This window comes from Erwinia rhapontici, from assembly GCF_012271765.1.
In the GTDB taxonomy this organism is placed as follows: Bacteria; Pseudomonadota; Gammaproteobacteria; order Enterobacterales; family Enterobacteriaceae; genus Erwinia; species Erwinia rhapontici.
The window spans coordinates 49,366-74,667 of sequence record NZ_VRKO01000001.1; the positions used below are offsets into that span (position 1 = coordinate 49,366).

Genomic DNA, 25,302 nt, shown 5'->3' on the forward strand with positions numbered 1-25,302 from the left:
GACGGGCGGGGCATGCCCCGCCCCGACCCGAAGGGGTCAGGCATGCCTGACCCTTTTTTTTTATACCTTACGCAGCAGATAGATAAAGTACGGCGCACCGATAAAGGTCGCCAGCAGCCCTGCCGGGATCTGATCCGGGAACGAAAGCATTCTGCCGCACCAGTCCGCCGCCACCATCAATCCACCGCCCAACAGTGCCGCCATCACCTGCTGCGGCAATGCCCGGCGGAAACCGAGCATCCGCGCAATATGCGGTGCCATCAGCCCCACAAAGCTTAATGGCCCAATGGTCAGCGTTGCGGCAGCAGTCAGCACCGCAGCCAGCAGCAGCAGTGTCAGACGCGTTGGCGTCAGCGCCATACCGACTGCGCGCGCCGTGGCACCGCCCAGTGGAAGGATGGTCAGCCAGCGACGGCATAGCGGCACCAGCGCCAGCAGCACGACCATAATGATCAGCGTGCGCTTCGCCTGCAAAACATCAATGTTATAGGTTGAGCCGGAGATCCACGTCAGCAGATTCGCCATACGCGGGTCACCGCTGGCCAGCAGCAGCATCATCAGCGTGGTGAAGGCCGTGCTGAGCGCCATCCCGGCCAGCAGCATCCGCTCCGGTGAAAAACCCCCGCGCCCGGCAGCGATCGAGATCACCAGCAGCGTCAGGGCCGCGCCAATACTCCCGGCAGGCAGCAGCCAGCCAAACGCATCACCCGGTACGATAAACAACATCACCACGACGCCAAATGCCGCTCCAGAGCTAATCCCCAGCACTTCAGGGCTGGCCATCGGGTTGCCTGTCAAACGCTGCACGACGCACCCTGCCACACCCAGCATCATCCCGGTCGCCATCGCGGCCACCAGGCGCGGCCAGCGCCACGGCAGAAGTTGCTGCCACAGTTCACCGCTGGCCCATACCCAGCCGTGAGCATCGCGTCCAAAGCTCAACGCCACCGCCATCAGCAACAGCAGTGCACCGCCCCCGATGAGCGCCCACCACAGTACCCGGTGACGTTCTGTCGGCACATTGTCACCCTGGTTCATCGCTGGCGGCACCGAACCGGTTCGCAGACGCGGCAGCAGCCACAGCAGCAGCGGCGCACCGATAACCGCAGTGATGGTTCCCGTAGAGATCTCTCCCAGACGACTGGTCAGCCAGAGCACCGACTGATCCGCCAGCCACAGGAGTAGCGCCCCAATAATCGGCGCCACCAGCAAACGGCTGATCAGACGACGGAAGCCCAGCATCCGCGCCAGCAGAGGAGAGAACAGCCCGATAAAGCCGATAATACCGACAGCATTTACCAGGGAAGCACTGATTAAAATCGCCAGTGCCAGCAGGCCAAAGCGGGCCAGCGAGATCGCCAGGCCCAGGTTCTTTGCCACACCATCATCCAGCCCCATCAGGGTCATCGGACGTAACATCAGTAGCGTGAGCAACAGGCCGCCGAGCAGCCGTGGCCAGAGGAACTCCACGTTGCTCCAGTCCATCTGATTCAGTGAACCGGTGCTCCACAGAAACATATTCTGCAGCTGGTCGTGATTGAAGATGGCAAAAATCTGGTTCACCGCACCACAGTAAAGTGACACCACCAGCCCGGCGAGGATCAGCGTTACGGGCGACATCCGTTTGCCCCAGGCGACGCCGAACACAATCAGCCCCACCAGCACCGCACCGATCATCGCGGCCAGCTGCTGCGTGACCATACCGCCCGGCACGCTCCACAGCGTGACAACGGTCAGCCCCAGTTGCGCACCGCTGGCGACGCCCAGGGTTGCCGGTTCGGCCAGGGGATTGCGCAGCACCTGCTGAAACAGCAGGCCCACCAGCCCCAGGCCTGCGCCCGCCAGCAATGACAGCGACAGGCGCGGCATCAGGCTGTAATGAAACACCATCTGCTCAATGCGGTTGGTGTCCGGGGACAGCAACGCCGTCAGCCACTGCGCACCAGGCAGCCGCTGTTGCAGGTTAATCAGCGTCAGAGCCAGTGCACTGGCAAACAATGCTGTTAACAGCAGGATGGCTAAACGATAGTGACGCATCATTTCACCTCCAGCGCATGGTCAAGGCTGTGGATCAGCTGCATTGCCGACAGTGTGGCACCGTAGAACCACACGCGCGGCATCTGCCTGAAACGCCCGGCACGCACAAACGGCAGCGACTGCCAGAGTGCGGTCCCGGTCACCTGATCAACAATCGCCTGATTGTCATGTTCGAAGCCGATGGCATCGACATCCCCCAGATCGGCCAGACGTTCAATGCCAATGATCACGCTCCCCCAGAAAGTGCTTTCTGCTTTCCAGGCATTTTCCAGCCCGAGATTATCCAGCACTTCCTGGAACAGTCCGTTTTCAGTGAACACAATCACATGACGCGGATCGACAATCGACAACAGCAGCAGCGGGCGCTTCGGCCTGTTTGCCAGTTTGGTTTTCAGGCGCTCAGTCTGGCTATCCAGTTCGGCCAGATTCGCCACGGCCTGCGGGACGCGATCGACCCGCTTTGCCAGCTCCATGAGTGCGTGACGCGCACTGGTCAGCGGTTTCCCCTTCCCGCCTTCGTTAAAGGCAAAACCCATTCCCGGGGCGATGCGCATAAAGCGAGTCGGATCGGGCCCATAGCCCTGTGAAAACAGGATCAGAGAAGGCTTCATCTGAGTTATCAGTTCAAGATTAGGTTCGGTTCGCAGCCCGACATCGACCACGGAGGCGGGCAACTTCGGTTCACCAACCCACTGGCCATAACCGTAAAGCTCGGCGGCGCCGATCGGCATCACGCCCAGCGCAAGCAGCAGCTCAAGGGGATACCACTCTAGTGCGATAATGCGCTGTTCTGTCGCAGCACGCAGCGGGAAGGGAAACTGGGCCAGCAGCGGGGAAAAAGCCAGTGCCGTCAGTAAACGGCGACGCAAAATATCCGGCATCACAACATCCAATTCTCAGAGCCTAAGCGCTTAGTAAACAAAGCTTACCGGCGCGCCACCTTGTGGGTGCGGTAAAATTCCCATAGGAATGCCATAAATCTGTTCCAGCACATCCCCGTTCATAATCTCAGCAGGCTCGCCCTGAGCAATCATTTCGCCACCGCGCAGCGCCACCAGGTGGTCGCAATAACGCGCAGCCATATTGATATCGTGCAGTACCGCAATCACCGTCAGGCCACGTTCACGGCTGAGACGCTGGATCAGCGCCAGCACATCGACCTGGTGGGCGATATCCAACGCGGAAGTGGGTTCATCCAACAGCAGGCAACGGCTGTTCTGCGCAACCAGCATGGCAATCCATGCACGCTGACGCTCACCGCCGGACAGACTGTCCACCAGGCGATGGGCAAAAGGCTTCAACCCGACAAGTGCAATGGCTTCATCAACACGTTCGCGATCTTCCACACCGTAACGCCCCAGCGCACCGTGCCACGGATAGCGGCCAATGGCGACCAGTTCACGTACTGTCATCCCTTCCGCCGCAGGCAGTTGCTGAGGCAAATAGGCAACTTCACGGGCAAAGGCTTTACTCTGCCAGCTGGCCACCGGCTGCTCATTCAGCAGCACCTGCCCGGCCGATGCCGCGTGATGGCGGCCGAGCATTTTCAGCAGTGTGGATTTTCCTGAACCGTTATGGCCGATCAGCCCACAGACTTTTCCGGCGGGAAAGGCCAGCGACAACGGTTGTAACAGGGTACGGCCTGGAACGCTAAAACTGACGCGGTCCAGGGTGAAGGTCGTTTCTGACGTGTGCTGTTGTTGCATGGTGATCTTCTGATTGGCGAGCGCGGCGAACCGCGCCCGGATAGATATTTAGAAACGGAAGGTGGCAGTACCGACAATCTGACGCTCTGCGCCCCAGTAGCAGGCATGCTCACGATAACAGCTGGCAACATACTCACGGTCAAACAGGTTGTTAACGTTAATACCGACCGATGACCCTGGAAGTCCAAAACGAGCCAGGTCGTACTTCACGACGGCATCAACCAACGTATAACCGGCAACATCAAAATTCTGATCCTGGTTATCGCCATTACTCGCCTGATGACGATACAGACCTTTACTCTCACCCACGTAGCGCAAGCCCGTGCCCAGCGTCAGGCCGGATAAGGCACTTTCATTGAATGTGTAGTCGCCCCACAGTGATGCCATATGTTTAGGCACCTGCACTGGCGTTTTTCCACGCAGGTAATTGTCTTCTGTATATTCAGCATCGGTATAGCTGTATGACGCAGTCACGTTGATGTTGGCATTGACGGCGGCTTTGGCTTCAAACTCGAACCCACGGGAACGAATCTCCCCGCCCTGTACGCTAAACAGTGGCGCAGTCGGGTCACCCATCAGGTTGTTATTTTTGGTCAACTGGTAAATCGCCCCGGTCAGAACAATAGGACGATCTTTCGGAACGTATTTCACGCCTGCTTCATACTGTTTTGCACGGGAAGGTGTGAAGGTTTCCCCACCGAGAGTAGTGCCAGTATTAGGAATAAATGATTCGCTGTAACTGAAGTAAGGTGCAATACCGTTATCGAAGACATAGTTCACCCCGCCGCGCCAGGTAAAGGCCTGGTCGTGGGTTTTGTTTTCACTGGCATTACGGTCAAACGCCGACATGGTCAGGTAGTCATAGCGTCCGCCCAGTGTCAGCACCCAACGATCCCACTCCATTTGGTCCTGCGCATACAGACCGGTTTGTTCCTGCTTATTCAGATATTGATACGGGAATCCTGATCCCTGAATCATTTGATCGTTTCCATATTGTGGATTCAACGCATCCAGCGGAGCGGCGGCGCCAAAAATCGCATCAATATCATTGCGTGAACGCTGATAATCCACGCCCATCAGCAGAGTGTGATCCACCTGACCAGTAGCAAACTTCGCCTGGGCCTGGGTATCAACCGCAAACTGATTCAGCTTTTCCTGTGAATGCGCGTAACCGCGATCGATAGTGTTGTTAGCGGTATTCAGGCCATTGCCATAAATGCTCAAGTAATTGGTACGCATCTGCGCATAACGCAGGTTCTGACGTACGGTCCAGGTATCATTGAACGCATGATCGAAGCTGTAACCGATCATTTTGGTGTTGCGGGAGATTTTATTGCTGTCTTCACCCTCATCAAAATCGGTTGGTAGCTTGTGCTGATTGCCGTTGGCATCCGTAATGGGCACGACCGTGCCTTCACGCGGTAACCAGCCGTAATAACCGGTTTCCGGTTCATTCTGGAAGTAGCTCAGGAAGGTGAAATGGGTATTCTCATCCGGTTGCCAGCTGAAAGATGGCGCGATGGTATAACGCTTCTCTTTATTCATCTGCTGCTGCGCATCTGCGCTGCGTGCCAGACCCGTTAAGCGGTAAGAGAACTCGCCGTTGTCATCCAGAGCGCCTCCGAAATCAAAGCCGGTAGAAAACAGGTTATCGGTCCCCATCTGGAACTGGACTTCACGCAGAGTTTCGGTGGTTGGGCGCTTGCTCACCATCGATACAATGCCACCCGGGTTACTTTTTCCATACAGCACAGACGTTGGCCCGCGCATCAGTTCAACGCGTTCCAGGAAATAAGGGTCAACAGCAAATTCGGAGTAGTTATCACCCTGTAATTTCAGGCCATTGAGATACTGATTGGTATTCGTTTCACTAAAACCACGAATGGATAATGCATCAATCACGTTTGACGCACCGCGGTTACCTACCATCACTCCGGTGGTATAACCCAGCGCTTCTTTTACTGACAAAGGCTGATGTGTTTGCATTTCCTGGCTGGTGATAACAGACACAGACTGCGGGTTTTTCTCAATCGGTGTATCGGTTTTGGTGCCGGTGGCGCTGTGTTTTGCCGCAATGGTCGGGGCCGGGCCCCAGGCACTTTCCTGCGGCGCACTGCCAGCATCCGCCGTGACATTAATCGTCTGCTCAGCGGCAGCAAAGGCTGCACCACTGGTGAGTGAGAGAGCGACCAGCGCCGCCAGTTGTCGTTTTGCTGTTTTCAGGTGTGTAAAATCAGTGGATAAATCGCGCACATTGGCCATTTAGCTTTTCTCTGAACAAGGATTGTTGAATGTGAAACGAAACGATAATTATTATTATAACGCTCGGATAATATGCGAAACAAAGTCAGTTCTGCAAGGAAAAACGCCCCACATGATCTGCCACACAAGCGGCATGGGCATTGACCTGGCGCGGAAAAAAGCCAAAAAAAAAGCCGGTTTCCCGGCTTTTTCATTCAGATAACAGTGAAGGCTACTGACCAAACATATCTTTGATCCAACCAGCCACACCATCGCCATCCTTTTGCTGATTCTGCGGTTGCTGCCCTTGTTGCTGATTCTGTTGCTGATTCTGCTGTTGATTCTGCTGCTGCAACATCTGTTGCTGCTGCTGAACCTGCTGCTGTTGCTGCTGGCACAGGGCGTTAGCATCCGTGGTCCAGACCGGCAGGCTACGCCAGCTGCTGCTGGCACTGCCGCAGACAAAGTTACCGGCAGAATCGACGTTCATCAGTGCAATATCTTCTGGTGGCGTAAGGGTTAACGGCATCGGCGCCTGCATTTCCAGATAACGACGATACAGCTGCATCGCCCCGCTGGAACCATACAGTTTGGTCGGCTGGTTGTTATCACGACCCACCCAAGTGATGGCGACTTCTTTGCCATCGATCCCGGCAAACCAGGTATCCACCTGATTGTTGGTGGTGCCGGTTTTGCCTGCCAGCGTCGCTTTCGGATACTTAGCCCCAAGCGCACGCGCCGTACCGTGATCCACCACCTGCTGCATGCTGTAGAGCGTCAGGTAAGCCCCCTGCGCCGGAACGGCACGTTCGGCCTGCGGGAAGCTCTGATACAGCACGCTACCATCTTCAGCAATCACGGAACGTACGGCCGACAGCGGCGCACGGCTGCCGCCGCTGGCGATAGTCTGGAAAGCCTGTGCCACTTCAATCGGTGTCAGGTTCAGTGCACCCAGTAACATCGCCGGCACCGGATTCAGCTGATCTTTCGGTACACCCAGCTTGGTCCAGGTATCCACCACCTGCGGCAGACCGAGCGTCATCCCCAGGTTCACCGTCGGCACGTTCATGGAGTTGGTCAGTGCATCCACCAGCATCACCTGGCCGCTGTAACGACGGTCGTCGTTCTGCGGTTTCCACACCTGGCCGTTAGGCTGTTTCAGCGCAATCGGATTATCCGCGAGCCAGGTATTCAGACGGTAGGTATCCGGCTGGCTCAGCGCGGTCAGATAGGTCGCCGGTTTTGCCAGTGAACCAATCGAACGACGCGCCTGCAAGGCACGGTTGTAGCCCGCGAACTGTGGATCGGCACCACCGACCATGGCGCGCACTTCACCGCTGAAGCGGTCCACCACCACCATCGCCGCTTCCAGATCGTTGACCCCACGCTGTTTACGCAGCGCCGGGATCCCCTCTTCGACTGACTTCTCAGCAGCATCCTGCGACACCGAATCCAGCGTGGTGAAAATTTTCACCCCGGAGAGATCCTTCACCTTATCGCCGAGTTTGCTCTGCAACTCGTTACGCACCATCTGCATAAACGCTGGCTGTGGGGTGATCACGCCGCCTTTCGGCTGCACGCCCAGCGGACGCGCACTCAGCATGTCGTAAAGCTCCTGGTCGATCACCTTCTGCTGCTGCAACAGGCGCAACACCAGGTTACGACGCTCCAGTGACAACTGCGGGTTGCGCCACGGGTTATACAGCGATGCGCCTTTCACCATGCCCACCAGCAGTGCCTGCTGGTCAAGGCTCAGCTCATCCACGGGACGGCCAAAGTAATACAGGCTGGCCAGCGGGAAGCCACGGATCTGATCGTTGCCTGCCTGGCCGAGATACACCTCATTGAGGTACAGCTCCAGAATGCGGTCTTTGCTGTAGCGCGCATCCATGATCAGCGCCATATAGGCTTCGTTGGCTTTACGCCACAGCGAGCGTTCGTTGGTGAGGAACAAGTTCTTCACCAGCTGCTGGGTCAGCGTACTTCCGCCCTGCACTGCACGTCCGGCAGTGATGTTGGCGACAAAAGCACGGCCAATCGAATAGAGGCTGATGCCATCATGCTGATAGAAATGACGGTCTTCGGTCGCCACCAGCGTATCCACCAACAGGTCCGGGAACCCGGCGCGTGGTACAAACAGGCGCTGTTCGCCGTTAGGCGACTGCAACATGGTGATCAGACGCGGGTCAAGGCGGAAGAAGCCGAAGCTACGCCCGTTGTCGAGGTTCTTAATATCGCTCAGCCGATCGCCGCTGAAGCTCAGACGCGCGCGGATCTGCCCCTCTTTGCTGTCGGGGAAATCAAACGGACGACGGATCATCTCAATGCTGTTGGCCTGCACGGTAAATTCGCCGGGGCGCGTCATGCGCGTCACTTCGCGATACTGTGTGCCTTCCAGCAGCGTGATCATCTCTTTTTTGTTGTACGACATGCCTGGCTCAAGGTTGACCATGCGGCCATAGACCGTGGCCGGTAGCTGCCAGACTTTGCCATCAATACGGCTGCGGATCTGTGAATCGAGGTAGAAACCATAAATGGCCATGACCACCGCGAAGATCAGGAAAAGCTTAAACAATAAGCCTATCCAGCCTCTTTTTTTACGCGTCCCGCGCCCTTTTCCTTTACGTGGCATCGAAGTTACCTCTTCCTCATCCAGATCTTCATCATCCTGATCGTCATAGTCATCATATTCTTCTTCCCTGCGGCGACCACGCCCCGCTTTGTTGCGCGCAGGCTGGGGCTGTTTTCCTTTACGCCCGATAGGTTCGCGATCGTCAGACATCTTGTTTATTTCTCCAGAAGCAGGCGTCGGCCGGGCCGACTACTTTCGTCGTATGACGACAGTTGCGGAACCAGAACCTTCTGAAAGCCTCTGGCAGTCACACAAGCGCGACAGAATACCATTTATTACTGGCGAGCATCTATTGTGCCTTTGCAACAAAAAACCTTAATTCTCCTGATGCAGGGACTGCATCACACGCGCATGTTCATTCGCATCAAGGCAGATAAACTCCGGGAGCAGGCTGGTAGCCGCCTGTTTCAAGGCATCGATCAAGGCCAGAACGCTGGAACGCGGTGGGCGGGATTGCGGAGTGGTGACCCCAAAGTAATAAGGAATGTCCACATCCAGCTCTCTGATCACCACACCTGCCACGGGCAAACCGTAAGCGGTGACGGGTTCCATAATCGCCACGCCTAATCCCGAACGAATGCAGGAGAGAATATTCACCGATGAGTTCGTTTCAATCACACCCGCCGGTTTGACCTTTGCCTTACGTAATACCTGCTCATAGCGCCTGCGCAGGCGATACGGGTTGTAAGGTGTGATCAGCTTGCGTGACGTTAAGTCGGTTAACAGCACCTGCTCTTTCTGGGCCAACGGGTCATCTTCTCTCAGCGCCATGACGCAGCGTGATTGACCAATCCAGTGAACCTGCGCCCCCTGATGCTCCAGCGGCAGGCTGCTGATCCCCAACTCCGCCTGGCCGGTAATAATGGCGTGCGCCGTTTGTTCTGCGGAATCACTTAGGATTTGCACCGAGTCATCCAGATTCACCTGCGCCAGTGCCACGGGCAGCAGGCCGGAGGACATTGATGGCGTAGCGGCAATCAGCAGCGGGGTTTTTTCTTCTTTCCAGATCTCATTGGCGCGCAGGCGTATCTGTTGCAACGACGTCAACGCCGTCTCAACGTACTCATGCAGACGCAGTGCCTGCTCGGTCGGGTAGATACGTGGCCCGTTACGCAAAAAAAGCGGATAACCAAGGGTGTTCTCCAGATCCTGGATCAGCCGGGTCACGGCAGGCTGCGAACGTTGCAGAACTTTAGCCGCTGCCGTCACACTGCCGGACGAGATGACCGCCGAGAAAGCCTGTAACTGGCGAAGGTCAAGATCGTTAAGTGAAGCCAGGTTCTGCATACGGGAATCCTTTATTTTTCAACAGCCATAATTATCAAGTGCAATTTTTGAATAAGCTAATTATTAATTAGTATTAAGAATACGCATACACACTAATTCATAATGCGTTTTTCATATAATCCATTATATGCATTGAGATGACGAAAAGGGGCTTAATCATGTCAGCAAAGGGTGCAAACAAAACCGGTTTAGACGCGTTGCAACAACGCCTGGCTGAGGATTTGTCTTTGCTGGAACTGCCCGCCAGGCCCTGGGTTCCCACACGTGTTTACCATGGTACCGCTGTGCGTGACGTGGTGGTGATTGGTGGCGGTATGTGCGGCCTGGCTACCACGGCAAAGCTGATCCTGAGCGGGATCACCAATGTCGTTGCCTATGATGCCGCGCCTGCCGGGCTGGAAGGGCCGTGGGTAACGTTTGCCCGTATGGAAACACTGCGATCCCCCAAAACGCTGCACGGCCCGGCACTCGGCCTGCCGCAACTGACCTTTCGTGCCTGGTTCACGGCGCAGTGGGGAGCAGAAGCCTGGGAAGCGCTGGATAAAATTCCGAAAGGTCAGTGGATGGATTATCTGGTTTGGTATCGCCAGGTGCTGGCGCTGCCCGTGCGTAACAATGTGCGCATGACCAGCATCACTGCAGCGGACGATCTGATCGCTATCGATCTTGAGGGCGCAGAAACGGGCCGGGTCTATACCCGGCATCTGGTGCTGGCAACGGGACGTTCAGGGCTGGGCGGCTTTGCCGTTCCTGATTTCCTGCAAGGGGTCGACCACGCCCTCTGGGCACACTCTGCCGATGATATCGATTTCGCTGCACTGAAGGGCAAGCGCCTGGCGGTGATCGGGGCGGGTGCATCATCGATGGACAATGCCGCTGCGGCACTGGAGTCCGGTGTCGGCTCCGTTGACCTGCTGATCCGCCGCAAAGAGATGCCACGCATCAACAAAATGACCGGCATCGGCAGCCAGGGCGTGGTGCACGGTATGCATCTGCTGCCTGACGCGTGGAAATGGAAGTTTGTCGACTACACCAACACCACCCAGACGCCGCCGCCACGCTCCTCCACCCTGCGCGTTTCCCGTCATGCAAATGCCCGCTTCCTGCTCGATTGCGGTATCAGGGCGGTTGAAGAAAACGCGGGCGCGCTACGCATTGACACCACTCAGGGTCCGCTGCATTACGATTTTCTCATCGCCGCCACCGGCTTTTCCAATGACTTTAACGGCCGCCCGGAATTTGCTGCCATAGCGCCGCATATCCGCACCTGGTCGGATGGCCGCTACACGCCGGAAATGGGTGCACCGCGCCCTGGCATGCTGGCGTCACCGGACCTGGGGCCAACGTTTGAATTCCGTGAACGCGTACCGGGTGCCTGCCCGATGCTGGCGAATATTCACTGCTTTAACGATGCCGCCATGCTGACGCACGGGAAGGTGTCCGGTGATATCCCGGCGGTCAGCGCCGGGACAGAACGTCTTGTGCGCGGCATTGCCGCTGCATTATTTGCTGAAGATGTCGATGCACACTTCACCAGCCTGATGGCTTATGACATCCCAGAACTCCAGGGAGATGAATGGACTGATTCCACTCCCCAACTTCAAAAGGATAACGCATTGTGATTGATGCTATCGACAAGGCGGCAGGCCTTGCCGCCGAGGATGCACTGTACGCAACCCGGCGTTTTCGCCCAGAATTTGTTCAGGGGGCCGAACTGTGCCGTCTCTCGGTGCTGCACCCCGAAAACGATCAGGGTCTGTCTGCGGCATGGCGCCATGCGGTGGCCCTGCGCATCGCCACATTGAATGCGGATACAGCACTGATAGCCGAATACAGCGCACAGCTGGCGGCGTTGACGCCTGACGACACGCTGCTGGCTTTCGCCAGTGGAGCATCCGTCTGCGACGAACCGCTGGCGACCCTCGCTCGCCATGTTGACCGGATCACACTGACTCCGGGTGAAGCCAAAGCCGATGATATCGCCCGGCTGGCCGGGGCGGGCTTCAACAATCCGCAGATCGTCGCGCTATCTGAACTGATTGCCTTCGTGAATTTCCAGACCAAAGTGGCCAGCGGTTTGCGCCTGATGAGGTTGTTATGATCCCATCTGTTACCCTGAAGCCCCTGACCTGGCACCCGCATATCGCTCCGGTCGAGCTGTCTGAAGCCACGCCACAGCAGATTGAAGCGATGAAGGTCACGCCATCGAATAAGAAGGTCTCGGAATATGTGCGCACGCTGGCGCACGACCCCGAGAGCTACGTAGCCCGTACCGTGCTGTTCAATGCCATTATGTATGTTGACGGCGGTTTGCCCCATGCCGACCGCGAACTGGGTGCGCTTGGAGCGTCAATGGTGAATGGCTGCAAGTTCTGCGCCGTGGTTCATGCGCGCCGCCATGCCAACCTGACCAAAAGCAACGACGTAGTCAGCGCACTCTATTTCGATAAACCCGAGCAGCTCGGCCCACGCGATGCGGCGATCCACCGCTTTGCCCGTCGTCTGTCGGCCGTGCCCTCGGAAGCGACGGCGGAAGATATCGCCCTGCTGAAATCCGTTGGCATGGATGACGTCGACATCGTCGACCTGATCCACGCCATCTCCATCTTCGGCTGGGCAAATCGCCTGATGCACGTTCTCGGCCACGCCGATAGCGGAAACTGAAGCACCTTAACGCCACCTGTGCCAGGAAACTGACCAACATGCTTGAACTTGACAATATTAAGCTCGCCTACGGTAGCTCAGAAATTCTGAAAGGCGTGAACCTCTCGGTGAAACGCGGTGATGTGCTGTCGATTATTGGCCCAAGCGGCACCGGGAAAACCACGCTGCTGCGCTGTATTAACTATCTGGCGAAGCCTTCATCCGGCAGCATCACATTCGATCAAATCCGCATGGATTATCAGTCCGTCGACAAAAACGCCGTTCAGGCGATCCGTCTGCGTACCGCCATGGTATTCCAGCAGTTTAACGTGTTTAAAAACATGACGGTCATTCAGAACGTGATGGATCCGCTGATTGTCGTACAGCGTAAGTCTGCTGATGAAGCGCGTAAAATTGCCCTTGAAGAGCTGGATCGCGTCGGTTTGTCTGACAAGCGCGACCACTATCCGTCTCAGCTTTCCGGCGGACAGCTTCAGCGTACCGGCATCGCCAGGGCGCTGGCCGTGCGGCCAGATGTGATCCTCTTCGATGAACCGACCTCCTCACTGGACCCGGAGCTGGTCGGCGAAGTACTGAAAGTGATCAAAGAGGTGACTTCATCGGGGATCACTTCGCTGCTGGTCACCCATGAGATGCAATTTGCTAAAAATGTCTCAAACCGCATCGTGTTTATGGATCAGGGCGTTGTCGCGGCGGAAGGTAGCCCGACGGAGATTTTTGACACGCCGTCAAATCCACGACTCGCGCAGTTCCTCCAGTCCGAAACAACGCTCTACTAATTAAAAGGATAATAACAATGCCTGCAAACACTACCCCTTTCCGTCGTCTGACCCTGGCATTACTTGCCGGTGTCGCCATCGCGGCATCCGGCATGGGTTCCGCCTCTGCACAGACGCCTGTACGCGTTATTAAAGTGGCTACCGCTGCAGAATCTAAGCCGCTCTCCTGGGGCGCCATCGGCCATGAACCCCAGGGCTACGAGCCCGATCTGTTGAGAGCGATTAACGCCAAACTTCCGCAGTATCGCTTCGAGCTGGAAGGGGCCGCGGATATTGCCCAGGAAACCGGGCTGGCCACCGGCAAATACGATATGGCGACCGGCGGTTTCTACACCGCTCCGGCACGCAGCAAGCAGTTCCTGATCCCGGCCACCCCGATGGGGGCCAGCATGATGAAAATCTACAGCCGCAAGGACAGCAACATCAACACCATGAAGGATCTGGTGGGTAAGAAAATTGTTCCGGTCACTGCCGGCGGTGGCGTCTATAAATTTGTGACTCAGTGGCAGCAAGAGAACCCGAACGATGCGGTGAAAATCTCAGCGTCCAGTGCCGGTATTCCTTACCCGGATCGTCTGAAAGAAGTGCAGCGTGGTAAGTACGATGCCCTGATCCTGCCTTCAAACCTGGGTGAGCAGACGGTTATCGAAACCCAGAAACTCGATATCAAAGCCAGTGAGCCGGTGTCAATCAACAATACCTACGTGCTGATCCACCGCTCAGAAGAGAACCAGCGTCTGTCAGACGATATTGATGGCGTGCTGAAAACGCTGAAAGCCGATGGCACTCTCGACAAACTGTCGCAGAAGTGGTTCGGCGAAGACGTGGTGAAGTACATCAAGTAACTCTGACGATGGCCCGGCGTTGCCGGGTCAACGGTCAATGCCGACATTATTAGCAGGAGTGTTTCACCATGGATCTTACCGTCATGATCCCAGAGCTACTCTCGGCCTTGCCGTTAACGCTCGCGATTATGTTTGTAGCGCTCATCGCTGGCTTCGTGCTGGCACTGATTGCCACAACCTTCAGGATTCGCAGGGTACTGGTGCTCAGCCAACTGGCCGACCTTTACGTCTCCTATGCCCGCAGCGTGCCGGTGGTATTGCAGCTGTTCGTGGCGTTCTACGGCCTGCCTGTTTTTGTTGCCCTGTTTGATATGAAAGATTTCGTCACGCCCACGCTGGCGTCAATGGTTGGGCTGAGTCTGTATCACGGCGGCTATCTGTCAGAGGTGATTCGCCCGGCCTGGCTGGCGGTTGAACGCGGCCAGCATGATGCCGCAGACAGCCTGGGTTACAGCTTCTGGCAAAAACTCACCCGCGTCGCCGGGCCACAGGCATTGCACATTGCGTTACCGGGTTACGGCAATGCGGTGATCTACATGATCCACAATGTGGCGCTGGTGATGTATATCGGGGCTGCCGATATCATGGCGACCGCGCACCTGGTGATGGAGCGGGATTACAACCAGTATCAGTTCAGCACCTATCTGGTGTTGGGGGTGATTTACTCCCTGCTGTGCCTGATTTCCTGGCTGATTGTGCGCGTCTTCGAGCGTCGGTTCTCTCGCTACACCTCGAAAACCGCCCCGTCCAGAATTAAGCTCACGGCGAGCATCTGACTGAAGAAGGTGATTAACCATGTTTGATTTAGATGTCTTGCTGCCGGATTTTTTAAGCATTATGGACGCTGTGCCATTAACGTTGATGATGGCCGTGACGATTTTTATCTTCTCGACGCTGACAGGGGGTCTGTTTGCCCTGATCGAATACCGACAAATCCCGGTGCTGCGGCAACTGGTTGTCGGTTATAAGGTGGTGTTTAAAGGCGTGCCGATGGTGGTGATGATTTTCCTTGCCTACTACGGCCTGCCTCCGGCACTGCATTTCAGCGCATCGCTGGTCGGTGTTGACTATAACGGCCATTCCATGCCGAACTGGGTAATCGTTATCGTGGCGCTCACGGCCTGCGTGGCCGCCTTCCAGGCCGAAGTGATCAAAGGGGCGCTGAACTCCTTTGATACCGGGCAGTCGGACGCCGCGCGTTCGCTGGGCTACTCCAACGGCCAGCTGTTCCGCCGCGTGCTGTTTCCTCAGACGATCATTGCCGCGATCCCGGATCTGGCAAACTCCTTTATGGTGATCATGAAGGCGCTCTCGCTGGCCTTCGCCATTGAAGTGGTGGATATCTTTGCGCAAGCACAGCTGACAGCGGCACTGAACTATTACTACCTGGAAGCGTTCCTGGTGGCGGTGGTGTTCTATATGGTGATCGCCTGGGTAATCACCAAAGTGGCCGATAAACTGGAAGCACGGCTCAGGATCAGAACCTGATTATTGCGGGTTTCACAAAGGATCATCGCCCTGGCAGGTTGCCGGGGCGATTGTCGTCAGGCGCACTGACAGCAGAAAGTTACTTCTTGGTTGCAGACGGGGAAAACCGTTTCACCCGGCTGGTGGGGAGGGTATTGGCGGGATCATCAGGCCACAAATGCTTTGGATAACGCCCTTTCATCTCTTTTTGCACTTCCCGATAGGCACCCGACCAGAATGCTGCCAGGTCCCGCGTGATCTGCAACGGCCGATGCGCCGGGGATAACAGCTCCAGTACCAGCGGCACGCGTCCGTTCGCCACGCTTGGGTTCTTCGCCTCGCCGTACATCTCCTGCAAACGCACCGCCAGCGCCGGGGGCTTATCCTGATGATAGTGAACAGGTAAGCGGCTGCCGGTGGGCACGACATAATGAGTCGGCAGTACCGCGTCCAACTGCTGGCGCTGCGCCCAGCTCAGCAGCTGCGCTAGCGCGCTGGTCACGTCGAGCTGTCGCAATCCTTTACCATCACGCACACCGCTCATCGCCGGCAGCAGCCATTTTTCCAGCGATGCCAGCAACGCAGGCTCCTCTGCATCGGGCCAGCCCCCTTCGGGCAGCCATTGCGCGGCACACACCAGACGTAACCGCAGCTGTTCTGCCTGCGGGGTCCAGTTAAGCACCGACAGCCCTTTCGCCCGCACCCAGCGCAGCATCGCGGTATGCAGCTCACCCTCTTCGGGTTTTGCCAGCGGCTGGGATTTCAATACCAGCTGGCCGATCTGTTCGCGCCGCCAGGCACGCAGGGTGCCTTTTTCTTCATCCCATTCAACGTCAGTCTGCTGCTGCACCAGCTCAGGACACTGGCTGACCAGACGCTCAATATCCAGCGGTAACGCCTGTAACATACGTGCATCCGGCTGGCTGTTTCCCTGCAACAGGGCGGGGGCGATCAGCCATTCATGGCGAGTTAAACCGTCTTCACGATCGAGCGAAGCACCGCTGCCGTTCGCTAACTGATAGCGCCCGTCCACACCCCGCCGCCGTGCAATCCGGTCTGGAAACGCCGCCGCCAGCAACGGCGCAATAAGATCGTCGTCAGCCCGTCCTCCGGTGATGTTTAACCGTTGCTGAAGCTGACGTGCGCGGCGCTGCCACTGTGGCAGGCGGCGATGAAAACTGTCACGCAGATCCGTGCTGCCGCGCACCGGCTCCTCCAGCATCGCCACCAGCTCCGCAGCGGTGGCAACCGCATTCGCCTCCTGCCCGGCCGCCATCAGCAGTGCAGCAAAGCGCGGCTCACTGCCCAGCGTCGCCATTTTACGCCCGCGCGACGTCAGCCGGCCTTCATCATCGGTCGCGCCCAGTTGGCGCAGTAACTGACGGGCGGCCGCAATCCCTGCAGCCGGAGGCACATCCAGCCACTTCAGTTGGCTGACCTCCTGGCAGCCCCACTGCAACAGATCGAGCCACAGCGCAGCCAGATCGCTGTTGAGGATTTCCGGTTCGCTATGGGCAGCGGCACGCTCCGCCTGTTCACGGGCAATCAGATGCAGACAGATGCCGGGCTCCAGACGCCCGGCACGTCCGGCGCGCTGGGTCATTGATGCCTGGCTGACGCGCTGCGTTTGCAGGCCGGTCACGCCGCTGCGCAGATCAAACTGCGCGCTACGTTCCTGAGCGCTGTCCACCACCAGGCGAATGCCTTCAATCGTCAGGCTGGTTTCCGCAATATTGGTCGCCAGCACCACTTTACGCCGCCCGTCAGCGGAAGGCAGGATCGCCCGGCGCTGTTCCGCCAGCGACAGCGCGCCGTAAAGCGGGCAGAGGTCAACATCGCTGGCGACTCGTTCCGCCAGCTGCGTTTGCACGCGCTGAATTTCAGCCACGCCGGGCAAAAAAAGCAGCATCGAACCCGACTCTTCATTCAATAACTGGCTGGCCTGCCGCGCCACCGCCTCTTCAAAACGCAGGTTGGCCGCCAAAGGCTGATAACGGCGCTCCACCGGAAATGATCGCCCTTCTGAGCTGATCAACGGTGCCTCGGGTAACCTTTCGCGCAGCCGTGAATTGTCCAGCGTCGCAGACATGATCAGCACTTTAAGGTCATCACGTAATCCGCCCTGCACATCCAGCAGCAGCGCCAGCGCCAGATCGCCTTGCAGGCTGCGTTCGTGGAACTCATCGAGGATCACCAGCGACACACCGTCCAGCATCGGGTCCTGTTGCAGCATGCGCGTCAGTATCCCCTCCGTCACGACTTCCAGGCGGGTATGTTTTCCGCTGCGGCTTTCACCCCGCATGCGGTAACCCACGGTGGCACCCGGCTCTTCCCCCAGCAGTTCGGCCAGCCGTTGCGCCACATTTCGCGCCGCCAGCCTGCGGGGTTCAAGCAGCAGAATACGCCCGTCAAAACCGGCCTGTTGCAGGATCTGCAGCGGCAGCCAGGTGGATTTCCCGGCCCCGGTGGGCGCAGCCAGCAATACCTGCTGTGATGTCTGCAAGGCGGCCAACAGCTCAGGTAATACGACACTGACGGGTAATGAACTCACGTTTTGCTCCAGAACAACATGGTCTAATTTTTGCGGGCATTGTAGCATTGCCCGCGAGGGATTGACCGCAGGACGCAATGCGTGTTTGCAACTATCCACCCTATTCATCTGCCTGTCACATTTCTGCGCAACGCTACGCAGCCTGACGTGCTGCTGCCGGGCAATTTACGATAAGGAATTCCTATGGAATTTACGCCCGGACTGCTGTCAGCACGACTGGTTAAACGTTATAAACGCTTTCTGGCCGATATTGTGACGCCCGAAGGAGAGGCCCTGACCATCCATTGTGCCAATACCGGTGCGATGACCGGATGTGCCACGCCGGGCGATACGGTCTGGTACTCGACATCGGCCAGCCTGACGCGGAAATATCCGCACAGCTGGGAGCTGACGCACACGCAGCAGGGGCACTGGATTTGTGTTAATACCCTGCGCGCTAATGGACTGGTACGTGAAGCACTCGCCGCCGATCGGATTCCAGAGTTATCCGGTTACGATAAAATCGTACCTGAAGTGAAATACGGCAGCGAAAACAGCCGGATTGACTTCCTGTTACAGGCGGATAATCGCAGTAACTGCTATATTGAAGTCAAATCCGTGACGCTATTACAGCAGGGTAAAGGGTATTTTCCGGATGCGGTGACCGAGCGTGGCCAGAAGCATTTGCGCGAACTCATGCAGATCGCGCAATCGGGCCATCGTGCGGTACTGTTCTTCGCCGTTCTGCATTCGGGGATTGAGGACGTTTCCCCGGCGCGTCATATCGATGTACGCTACGCGGAACTATTGGCACAGGCACAACAGAGTGGCGTTGAACTGCTCTGTTATAAGGCGCAGTTATCACCCGAAGGGATCAACCTGCACAGCCCCCTGACGGTAGAGTTGTAAAATTTAGCGCAATTTGTTTTGATACGGCAAATCTGCATTTCCAACCGATTTCAAACGGCAGAAAAAGGGCAACCGAAAGAATCTCCCAATGCTTACATCATGTTAAGTGCAGGGGGAAAAAGAAGAAGCCAACATCGCTGTGGATTGAGAGAGGAAGATGAGCCGCGCTAAATACGCTTTTCCTCACATGCTTGTCAATAGATGTTCAGGAATAATTGCTAACCTTGACCGCTTCTGTTATTTATAGCGGCCTGTTTTTTCCCCTTAGTGGGATCGATACCCGAAGATTCGGGTTGCAGGGTGGCTGCTAACGCACCTGCAGCTTAAAGACAAAGGGTGTAGTGCGTGTTATCCAGGAGAAACAACATGCAAGAAGGGCAAAACCGTAAAACATCGTCCCTGAGTATTCTCGCCATTGCTGGTGTGGAACCATACCAGGAGAAGCCGGGCGAAGAGTATATGAACAAAGCCCAGCTGGAGCACTTCAAGAAAATTCTTGAAGCCTGGCGTAACCAGCTTCGGGATGAAGTGGACCGCACTGTTTCGCATATGCAAGATGAAGCCGCTAACTTCCCGGACCCCGCTGACCGCGCAACTCAGGAAGAAGAGTTTAGTCTTGAACTGCGTAACCGTGACCGTGAGCGCAAGCTGATCAAAAAGATCGAGAAGACGCTGAAGAAAGTGCTGGATGACGATTTTGGCTACTGTGATTCCTGTGGTGTTGAAATCGGTATTCGTCGCCTTGAAGCACGTCCAACGGCTGATCTTTGCATTGACTGCAAAACGCTGGCGGAAATCCGCGAAAAACAAATGGCCGGTTAACGGCGCATTGATTGTGCAGTGAAGCAGGGAGCGGTTTCCGCTGCCGCTTCACTGCCTCTCTTATTCATGATGTCATCATCTTATATTGGGCGCTTCGCCCCCTCCCCGTCTGGCGACCTGCATTTCGGCTCACTGATTGCTGCTTTAGGCAGTTACCTACAGGCACGTGCGCAACGTGGCCTCTGGCGTGTCCGTATTGAAGATATCGACCCTCCCCGCGAAATTCCCGGCGCCGCAACGCGTATCCTGAAGCAGTTGGAAGATCACGGGCTGGAATGGGATGGCGATGTGCTGTGGCAGTCGCAACGCCATGACGCTTACCGTGCAGCACTCCACGATCTGCAACGGCAGGGTCATTGCTATTACTGCACGTGTACCCGTAGCCGGATCCAGCAAACAGGCGGACTGTATGACGGCCACTGCCGCACGCTAGGTCATGGCCCGCATCAGGCTGCGCTGCGTTTAAAAGTCGACCATCCGGTGCTGGCGTTTAACGATCGGCTGCGCGGGCGGGTTGAGGCCGATCCTGCACTGGCACGTGAAGACTTTATTATTCATCGCCGTGATGGGCTCTTTGCCTACAATCTGGCGGTGGTGGTCGACGACCATTTTCAGGGCATCACTGAAGTGGTGCGCGGGGCAGACCTGATTGAACCCACGGTGCGCCAGATAACGTTGTATCAACAGTCTGGCTGGACTGCGCCCGCACATTTACATCTGCCGCTGGTGCTTAATCAAGACGGCAATAAACTGTCCAAGCAAAATCATGCCCCGGCATTGCCCGCAGGGGATTCGCGTCCGGCCCTGGTTGACGCATTGCGTTTTCTCGGCCAGACCGTCACCGCTGGCTGGCGCGATTTAACGCTAACAACACTATTACAGCAGGCCGTTGATGGCTGGGATTGCGAAAAAATCCCCATTAACGATGCCAGGCTGGCGCATACCGCGACTTCGGCATTCTCAAACGGCTCACTCTGAGCTATGATTAGCCGCTGTTTTTACTGACCAGATTTCAATGTCACTATCGAGGTGTCCCATTTTTACCCGAGTTGCTAATTTTTGCCGGAAAGTCCTCAGTCGTGATGAGGTGGCGCCAGCCGTGGTCGAGGAAGTGCGCCAGATGGCCATCGTTCCGCGTGACGCCCATAACATCTCGCGCAAGGACATCAGTGAAAATGCCCTCAAGGTTCTGTATCGCCTGAATAAAGCCGGATATGAAGCCTACCTGGTAGGCGGCGGCGTGCGCGATTTGTTGCTGGGTAAAAAACCGAAAGACTTCGATGTGACCACCAATGCCACGCCGGACCAGATGCGCAAGCTGTTCCGCAACTGCCGCCTGGTTGGCCGTCGCTTTCGTCTGGCACACGTTATGTTTGGCCCCGAAATTATCGAGGTTGCCACCTTCCGTGGGCATCACGAAGCCGAACAACAGGTCGCCGATGACCGCAACAGCTCGCAGCGCGGCCAGAACGGCATGCTGCTGCGCGACAATATTTTTGGTTCAATTGAAGATGACGCCCAGCGCCGCGATCTGACCATTAACAGCCTGTATTACAGCGTGGCTGACTTCTCCGTACGTGATTACGTTGGTGGGCTCAGCGATCTGCAGCAAGGCATTATCCGCATGATCGGCGACCCGGAAACCCGCTACCGTGAAGACCCGGTGCGTATGCTGCGCGTAGTGCGTTTTGCCGCCAAACTGGATATGAGCATCGCGGCCGAGACAGGTGAACCTATCCCGCGTCTGGCAACGCTGCTAAATGATATTCCCCCGGCACGTCTGTTTGAGGAAACCCTTAAACTGTTGCAGGCGGGCTACGGCCACAATACCTACCTGAAACTGCGTGAACACCAGTTGTTCCAGCCGTTGTTCCCAATCATCACTCGCTACTTCACCGAACAGGGTGACAGTAATATGGAGCGGATGATCCTTCAGGTGCTCAAAAACACCGACAGCCGCATCCACAACCAGATGCGTGTTAACCCGGCGTTCCTCTTTGCCGCCATCTTCTGGTACCCACAGCTGGAAGCGGCACAGAAAATTGCTCAGGAAAGTGGCCTCGCTTATTACGATGCCTTCGCCCTGTCGATGAATGATGTGCTGGATGAAGCCTGTCGTTCGCTGGCGATCCCAAAACGTATTACCACGCTGGTGCGTGACATCTGGACGCTGCAACTCCGCCTTTCACGCCGTCACGGCAAACGTGCGTGGAAGCTGATGGAGCATCCTAAGTTCCGTGCCGCCTACGACCTGCTGGCACTGCGTGCTGAAGTGGAACATAACCACGAGCTGCAACGACTGACCACATGGTGGAGCGAGTTCCAGGTTTCTGCGCCACCGCAGCAGAAAACCATGCTCAATACCCTGGGCGACGATCCGGTGCCACGCCGTCGTACGCGCCGTCCGCGTAAACGCGTACCGGGCAGCCCACGTCGCGATCATAATAACGACGCATGATCCGCGTTTATCTGGCGCTGGGCAGTAATCTGGCCGACCCGTTGCATCAGGTGCAGTCTGCACTGAATGCGCTGGCGGCCATTCCCGATAGTATGCTGGTTGCCACCTCGTCCCTCTACCGCACCCCACCTTACGGTCCGCCGGATCAGCCTGATTTCCTCAACGCCGCCGTGGCGCTGGATACCCGACTTGACGCTGAATCCCTGCTGAACCATACCCAGCGTATTGAGCTGGAGCAGGGCCGCGTACGTAAAGCACACCGCTGGGGGCCACGCACCCTCGACCTGGATATCATGCTGTTTGGTGAGCAGACGCTGAACACGCCGCGCCTGACAGTGCCGCATTATGATATGCACAACCGCGCCTTTATGCTGCTGCCGTTACTGGAGATAGCGCCAGAGCTTTGCCTGCCAGATGGCACGCGGCTGGCGGATATTCTGGCCACCCTCGACAGCAGCAGTATCCGGCGCTGGTAAAGCATAAGGGTCGGGCATGCCCGACCCCTACGGAAAAATCGCACGTCTGTTCCCACCCCAACGGAAAAATCGCACGTCTGTTCCCACCCCACGGGAAAATCGCACGTCTGTTCCCACTTCTACGGGAAAATCACACGTCTGTTCCCACCTCTACGGGAAAATCACACGTCTGTTCCCTTACCCGTAGGGGCGAGGCACGCCTCGCCCGCGACCATGCTGACCTGCCTCACCCGCGACAGTGCTGACATCCCTCTTCCCTTCCTTTAAGATACTGCCCAACTGGATTTTATTAGGTGGAATGATGAAACCGACAACTGTCTCGACCCTGCATCAGTGGAAACAACAGGGGCGTAAATTCGCCTCAATTACCGCGTACGATTTCAGTTTCGCCAAACTCTTTGCCGATGAAGGCATTGAAGTGATGCTGGTCGGGGATTCGCTCGGCATGGTCGTACAAGGCCATGACTCCACACTGCCCGTGACGGTTGCAGATATTGCCTATCACACTCAGGCAGTGCGCCGTGGCAGCGCCAATGCCCTGCTGCTCGCCGATCTGCCGTTTATGAGTTACGCCACACCGCAACAGACTTTTGATAACGCCGCGCAGCTGATGCGTGCCGGGGCCAATATGGTCAAACTGGAAGGCGGGAAATGGCTGGCAGAAACGGTAAAACAGCTGACTGAACGCGCAGTGCCCGTTTGCGGGCATCTGGGTCTGACGCCCCAGTCGGTCAATATTTTCGGCGGCTACAAAGTCCAGGGGCGCTCCAGCAGCGATGCTGACCGCCTGCTGGATGATGCGCTGGCGCTGGAAGCCGCAGGTATGCAACTGGTAGTACTGGAGTGCGTGCCGGTTGCACTGGCGCAGCGTATTACCGAAGCACTGACCATTCCAACCATCGGCATTGGTGCGGGTAACGTTACCGATGGTCAGATCCTGGTGATGCACGACGCCTTTGGCATCACCGGCGGCCATATCCCCAAATTCGCCAAGAACTTCCTCGCTGAGGCTGGAGAAATCCGCGCTGCAGTGCGCCAGTATGTGGCAGAAGTGGAAGCCGGAAGCTATCCGGCTGCCCAACACAGTTTCCAGTAACCGAGGAGTAAGCCGTGCTGATTATTGAAACCCTGCCGATGCTGCGTCGTGAAGTGCGGCGCTGGCGCCAGGATGGCAAGCGTATCGCGCTGGTTCCCACGATGGGTAACCTGCATGACGGGCATATGACGCTGGTCGACGAAGCACGCGCGAGTGCCGATATCGTCGTGGTGTCGATTTTCGTTAACCCGATGCAGTTCGAACGCGCTGATGACCTGGCACGCTACCCGCGTACGTTGCAGGAAGATTGCGAAAAGCTGAATCGCCGTGGCGTTGACCTGGTGTTCTCTCCTGCCCCTGGCGACGTTTACCCGCAAGGTCTGGGTGAACAGACCTTCGTTGAGGTTCCCGGCCTCTCCACGCTGCTGGAAGGTGCCAGCCGTCCCGGTCACTTCCGTGGCGTCTCCACCATCGTCAGCAAGCTGTTTAATCTGGTGCAGCCCGACCTCGCGTGCTTTGGCGAAAAAGATTATCAGCAACTGGCGCTGATCCGCAAAATGGTGGCGGATATGGGCTACGATATTGACATCGTTGGTGTGCCAACCGTGCGCGCCAAAGATGGCCTGGCGCTCAGTTCGCGTAACAGTTACCTCACCGCCGATGAGCGCAAAATTGCGCCCGTGGTGAGCAAGGTCATGAACGGTATTGCGGAAAAACTGAGCCAGGGTGAACGCCATGTGGACACACTGATTGCAGAGGCCGAAAACGCCCTCAGCGATCAGGGGTTACAGCCTGACGGCCTGGCGATTGTCGATGCCGATACGCTGCGACCGCTGAATGTCGACAGCCAGCGCGCAGTCATCCTGATGGCGGCGTGGTTGGGTAAAGCGCGTTTGATTGATAACCAACAGGTTGATCTGACGCAGTAGACAGCCGCGCCCTCTCAGGCAATACTGACGACCGTTTTTTTGAATTGATTGCAGAGTGACTCTTTATGAAACGTACTATGTTGCAGGGCAAACTTCACCGGGTCAAAGTGACTCAGGCGGACCTGAATTACGAAGGTTCCTGCGCCATCGACCAGGACTTCCTCGACGCTTCCGGCATTCTGCAATACGAAGCGATTGATATCTATAACGTGAACAACGGCCAGCGTTTTTCCACCTATGCGATTGCTGCCGAACGGGGTTCAAAAATCATTTCGGTGAACGGTGCGGCAGCGCGCTGTGCCTGCGAAGGGGACCTGCTGATTATCTGTTCTTACGTGCAGATGTCCGATGCCGAAGCGCGTGAATGGCAGCCTAAAGTGGCCTATTTTGAAGGCGACAACCAGATGAAGCGCCTGGCGAAAGCCGTGCCGGTTCAGGTCGCGTAAGTGATATTTAACGGGCCGATCGGAAAAATGATCGGCCC

The 25,302-nt window shown here is 56.8% G+C and carries 22 protein-coding genes; 15 read left to right on the forward strand and 7 right to left on the reverse strand.

The window, feature by feature from the left end; genetic code table 11:
- Positions 1-60: 60 nt before the first annotated feature.
- The 6 genes from fhuB to FVB43_RS00260 form a co-directional block, all read right to left on the reverse strand.
- Positions 61-2,037 carry a Fe(3+)-hydroxamate ABC transporter permease FhuB gene (fhuB, locus tag FVB43_RS00235; RefSeq protein WP_133842698.1) on the reverse strand — a complete coding sequence of 659 codons (1,977 nt, stop codon included), beginning with the start codon at positions 2,035-2,037 and terminating at the stop codon, positions 61-63.
- Positions 2,037-2,918, reverse strand: coding sequence for a Fe(3+)-hydroxamate ABC transporter substrate-binding protein FhuD (gene fhuD / locus FVB43_RS00240; protein WP_133842211.1), 882 nt, complete (start codon positions 2,916-2,918; stop codon positions 2,037-2,039). The genes fhuB and fhuD overlap by 1 nt, the downstream gene beginning before the upstream one ends.
- Positions 2,919-2,948: 30 nt before the next feature.
- Complete coding sequence (fhuC, locus tag FVB43_RS00245; protein ID WP_133842212.1) at positions 2,949-3,743, reverse strand: Fe3+-hydroxamate ABC transporter ATP-binding protein FhuC; 795 nt, start codon at positions 3,741-3,743, stop codon at positions 2,949-2,951.
- Between the two features lie 48 nt (positions 3,744-3,791).
- Positions 3,792-6,005 (reverse strand): ferrichrome porin FhuA, encoded by a 2,214-nt coding sequence (gene fhuA / locus FVB43_RS00250; RefSeq protein WP_167863202.1) that lies wholly within the window; start codon positions 6,003-6,005, stop codon positions 3,792-3,794.
- Between the two features lie 211 nt (positions 6,006-6,216).
- On the reverse strand, positions 6,217-8,766 hold the full coding sequence (gene mrcB / locus FVB43_RS00255) for a bifunctional glycosyl transferase/transpeptidase (protein ID WP_159336917.1): 2,550 nt from the start codon (positions 8,764-8,766) through the stop codon (positions 6,217-6,219).
- Between the two features lie 165 nt (positions 8,767-8,931).
- Positions 8,932-9,894 (reverse strand): LysR family transcriptional regulator, encoded by a 963-nt coding sequence (locus FVB43_RS00260; RefSeq protein WP_197931242.1) that lies wholly within the window; start codon positions 9,892-9,894, stop codon positions 8,932-8,934.
- A 167-nt stretch (positions 9,895-10,061) separates the two neighbouring features.
- Here FVB43_RS00260 and FVB43_RS00265 point away from each other — a divergent pair, with 167 nt between their 5' ends.
- From FVB43_RS00265 to FVB43_RS00295, 7 genes are all read left to right on the forward strand, one after another.
- Positions 10,062-11,525, forward strand: a complete 1,464-nt coding sequence (locus FVB43_RS00265; protein ID WP_133842216.1) for an NAD(P)-binding domain-containing protein — start codon at positions 10,062-10,064, stop codon at positions 11,523-11,525.
- Entirely contained in the window at positions 11,522-12,004 is a 483-nt protein-coding gene (locus FVB43_RS00270) for a CMD domain-containing protein (RefSeq protein WP_159336915.1), read from the forward strand. Before FVB43_RS00265 ends, FVB43_RS00270 begins: the two co-directional genes overlap by 4 nt.
- Positions 12,001-12,567 (forward strand): peroxidase-related enzyme, encoded by a 567-nt coding sequence (locus tag FVB43_RS00275; protein WP_167863203.1) that lies wholly within the window; start codon positions 12,001-12,003, stop codon positions 12,565-12,567. The genes FVB43_RS00270 and FVB43_RS00275 overlap by 4 nt, the downstream gene beginning before the upstream one ends.
- A 38-nt stretch (positions 12,568-12,605) precedes the next feature.
- The gene (locus FVB43_RS00280; protein ID WP_133842219.1) at positions 12,606-13,346 is read left to right on the forward strand and encodes an amino acid ABC transporter ATP-binding protein; all 741 of its coding nucleotides are present in this window, start codon (positions 12,606-12,608) and stop codon (positions 13,344-13,346) included.
- Between the two features lie 17 nt (positions 13,347-13,363).
- Positions 13,364-14,191 (forward strand): transporter substrate-binding domain-containing protein, encoded by an 828-nt coding sequence (locus FVB43_RS00285; protein WP_133842220.1) that lies wholly within the window; start codon positions 13,364-13,366, stop codon positions 14,189-14,191.
- A 68-nt stretch (positions 14,192-14,259) separates the two neighbouring features.
- Complete coding sequence (locus FVB43_RS00290; protein WP_133842221.1) at positions 14,260-14,967, forward strand: amino acid ABC transporter permease; 708 nt, start codon at positions 14,260-14,262, stop codon at positions 14,965-14,967.
- Positions 14,968-14,986: 19 nt separating this feature from the next.
- Positions 14,987-15,679 (forward strand): amino acid ABC transporter permease, encoded by a 693-nt coding sequence (locus FVB43_RS00295; protein ID WP_133842222.1) that lies wholly within the window; start codon positions 14,987-14,989, stop codon positions 15,677-15,679.
- A 79-nt stretch (positions 15,680-15,758) separates the two neighbouring features.
- Here the strand turns inward: FVB43_RS00295 and hrpB are convergent, their stop codons facing one another.
- Positions 15,759-18,209 (reverse strand): ATP-dependent helicase HrpB, encoded by a 2,451-nt coding sequence (gene hrpB / locus FVB43_RS00300; RefSeq protein WP_167863204.1) that lies wholly within the window; start codon positions 18,207-18,209, stop codon positions 15,759-15,761.
- A gap of 183 nt (positions 18,210-18,392) precedes the next feature.
- Between hrpB and sfsA the strand changes: the two genes are divergently transcribed.
- The 8 genes from sfsA to panD all read left to right on the forward strand — a co-directional run bounded on the left by sfsA (position 18,393) and on the right by panD (position 25,264).
- Complete coding sequence (gene sfsA / locus FVB43_RS00305; protein WP_133842224.1) at positions 18,393-19,097, forward strand: DNA/RNA nuclease SfsA; 705 nt, start codon at positions 18,393-18,395, stop codon at positions 19,095-19,097.
- A 366-nt stretch (positions 19,098-19,463) separates the two neighbouring features.
- Entirely contained in the window at positions 19,464-19,919 is a 456-nt protein-coding gene (gene dksA / locus FVB43_RS00310) for an RNA polymerase-binding protein DksA (RefSeq protein ID WP_133842225.1), read from the forward strand.
- A 69-nt stretch (positions 19,920-19,988) separates the two neighbouring features.
- On the forward strand, positions 19,989-20,897 hold the full coding sequence (gluQRS, locus tag FVB43_RS00315; RefSeq protein WP_167863215.1) for a tRNA glutamyl-Q(34) synthetase GluQRS: 909 nt from the start codon (positions 19,989-19,991) through the stop codon (positions 20,895-20,897).
- Positions 20,898-20,955: 58 nt separating this feature from the next.
- On the forward strand, positions 20,956-22,377 hold the full coding sequence (gene pcnB, locus FVB43_RS00320; RefSeq protein ID WP_207105627.1) for a polynucleotide adenylyltransferase PcnB: 1,422 nt from the start codon (positions 20,956-20,958) through the stop codon (positions 22,375-22,377).
- Positions 22,374-22,853, forward strand: coding sequence for a 2-amino-4-hydroxy-6-hydroxymethyldihydropteridine diphosphokinase (gene folK / locus FVB43_RS00325; RefSeq protein ID WP_167863205.1), 480 nt, complete (start codon positions 22,374-22,376; stop codon positions 22,851-22,853). The genes pcnB and folK overlap by 4 nt, the downstream gene beginning before the upstream one ends.
- A gap of 301 nt (positions 22,854-23,154) precedes the next feature.
- Positions 23,155-23,949, forward strand: coding sequence for a 3-methyl-2-oxobutanoate hydroxymethyltransferase (panB, locus tag FVB43_RS00330; protein ID WP_133842702.1), 795 nt, complete (start codon positions 23,155-23,157; stop codon positions 23,947-23,949).
- Between the two features lie 14 nt (positions 23,950-23,963).
- A complete protein-coding gene (gene panC / locus FVB43_RS00335) occupies positions 23,964-24,818 on the forward strand; it encodes a pantoate--beta-alanine ligase (RefSeq protein WP_167863206.1) in 855 nt (284 codons plus the stop codon).
- A 65-nt stretch (positions 24,819-24,883) separates the two neighbouring features.
- On the forward strand, positions 24,884-25,264 hold the full coding sequence (panD, locus tag FVB43_RS00340) for an aspartate 1-decarboxylase (protein WP_133842229.1): 381 nt from the start codon (positions 24,884-24,886) through the stop codon (positions 25,262-25,264).
- Positions 25,265-25,302 lie beyond the last annotated feature (38 nt).

What these genes read in the sequence shown, in the direction of transcription:
- fhuB (WP_133842698.1), bottom strand. Translation starts at nt 2,037, where the DNA reads ATGCGTCACTATCGTTTAGCCATCCTGCTGTTAACAGCATTGTTTGCC.
- fhuD (WP_133842211.1), bottom strand. Translation starts at nt 2,918, where the DNA reads ATGCCGGATATTTTGCGTCGCCGTTTACTGACGGCACTGGCTTTTTCC.
- fhuC (WP_133842212.1), bottom strand. Translation starts at nt 3,743, where the DNA reads ATGCAACAACAGCACACGTCAGAAACGACCTTCACCCTGGACCGCGTC.
- fhuA (WP_167863202.1), bottom strand. Translation starts at nt 6,005, where the DNA reads ATGGCCAATGTGCGCGATTTATCCACTGATTTTACACACCTGAAAACA.
- mrcB (WP_159336917.1), bottom strand. Translation starts at nt 8,766, where the DNA reads ATGTCTGACGATCGCGAACCTATCGGGCGTAAAGGAAAACAGCCCCAG.
- FVB43_RS00265 (WP_133842216.1), top strand. Translation starts at nt 10,062, where the DNA reads ATGTCAGCAAAGGGTGCAAACAAAACCGGTTTAGACGCGTTGCAACAA.
- FVB43_RS00275 (WP_167863203.1), top strand. Translation starts at nt 12,001, where the DNA reads ATGATCCCATCTGTTACCCTGAAGCCCCTGACCTGGCACCCGCATATC.
- FVB43_RS00280 (WP_133842219.1), top strand. Translation starts at nt 12,606, where the DNA reads ATGCTTGAACTTGACAATATTAAGCTCGCCTACGGTAGCTCAGAAATT.
- FVB43_RS00285 (WP_133842220.1), top strand. Translation starts at nt 13,364, where the DNA reads ATGCCTGCAAACACTACCCCTTTCCGTCGTCTGACCCTGGCATTACTT.
- FVB43_RS00290 (WP_133842221.1), top strand. Translation starts at nt 14,260, where the DNA reads ATGGATCTTACCGTCATGATCCCAGAGCTACTCTCGGCCTTGCCGTTA.
- FVB43_RS00295 (WP_133842222.1), top strand. Translation starts at nt 14,987, where the DNA reads ATGTTTGATTTAGATGTCTTGCTGCCGGATTTTTTAAGCATTATGGAC.
- sfsA (WP_133842224.1), top strand. Translation starts at nt 18,393, where the DNA reads ATGGAATTTACGCCCGGACTGCTGTCAGCACGACTGGTTAAACGTTAT.
- dksA (WP_133842225.1), top strand. Translation starts at nt 19,464, where the DNA reads ATGCAAGAAGGGCAAAACCGTAAAACATCGTCCCTGAGTATTCTCGCC.
- gluQRS (WP_167863215.1), top strand. Translation starts at nt 19,989, where the DNA reads ATGTCATCATCTTATATTGGGCGCTTCGCCCCCTCCCCGTCTGGCGAC.
- folK (WP_167863205.1), top strand. Translation starts at nt 22,374, where the DNA reads ATGATCCGCGTTTATCTGGCGCTGGGCAGTAATCTGGCCGACCCGTTG.
- panB (WP_133842702.1), top strand. Translation starts at nt 23,155, where the DNA reads ATGAAACCGACAACTGTCTCGACCCTGCATCAGTGGAAACAACAGGGG.
- panD (WP_133842229.1), top strand. Translation starts at nt 24,884, where the DNA reads ATGAAACGTACTATGTTGCAGGGCAAACTTCACCGGGTCAAAGTGACT.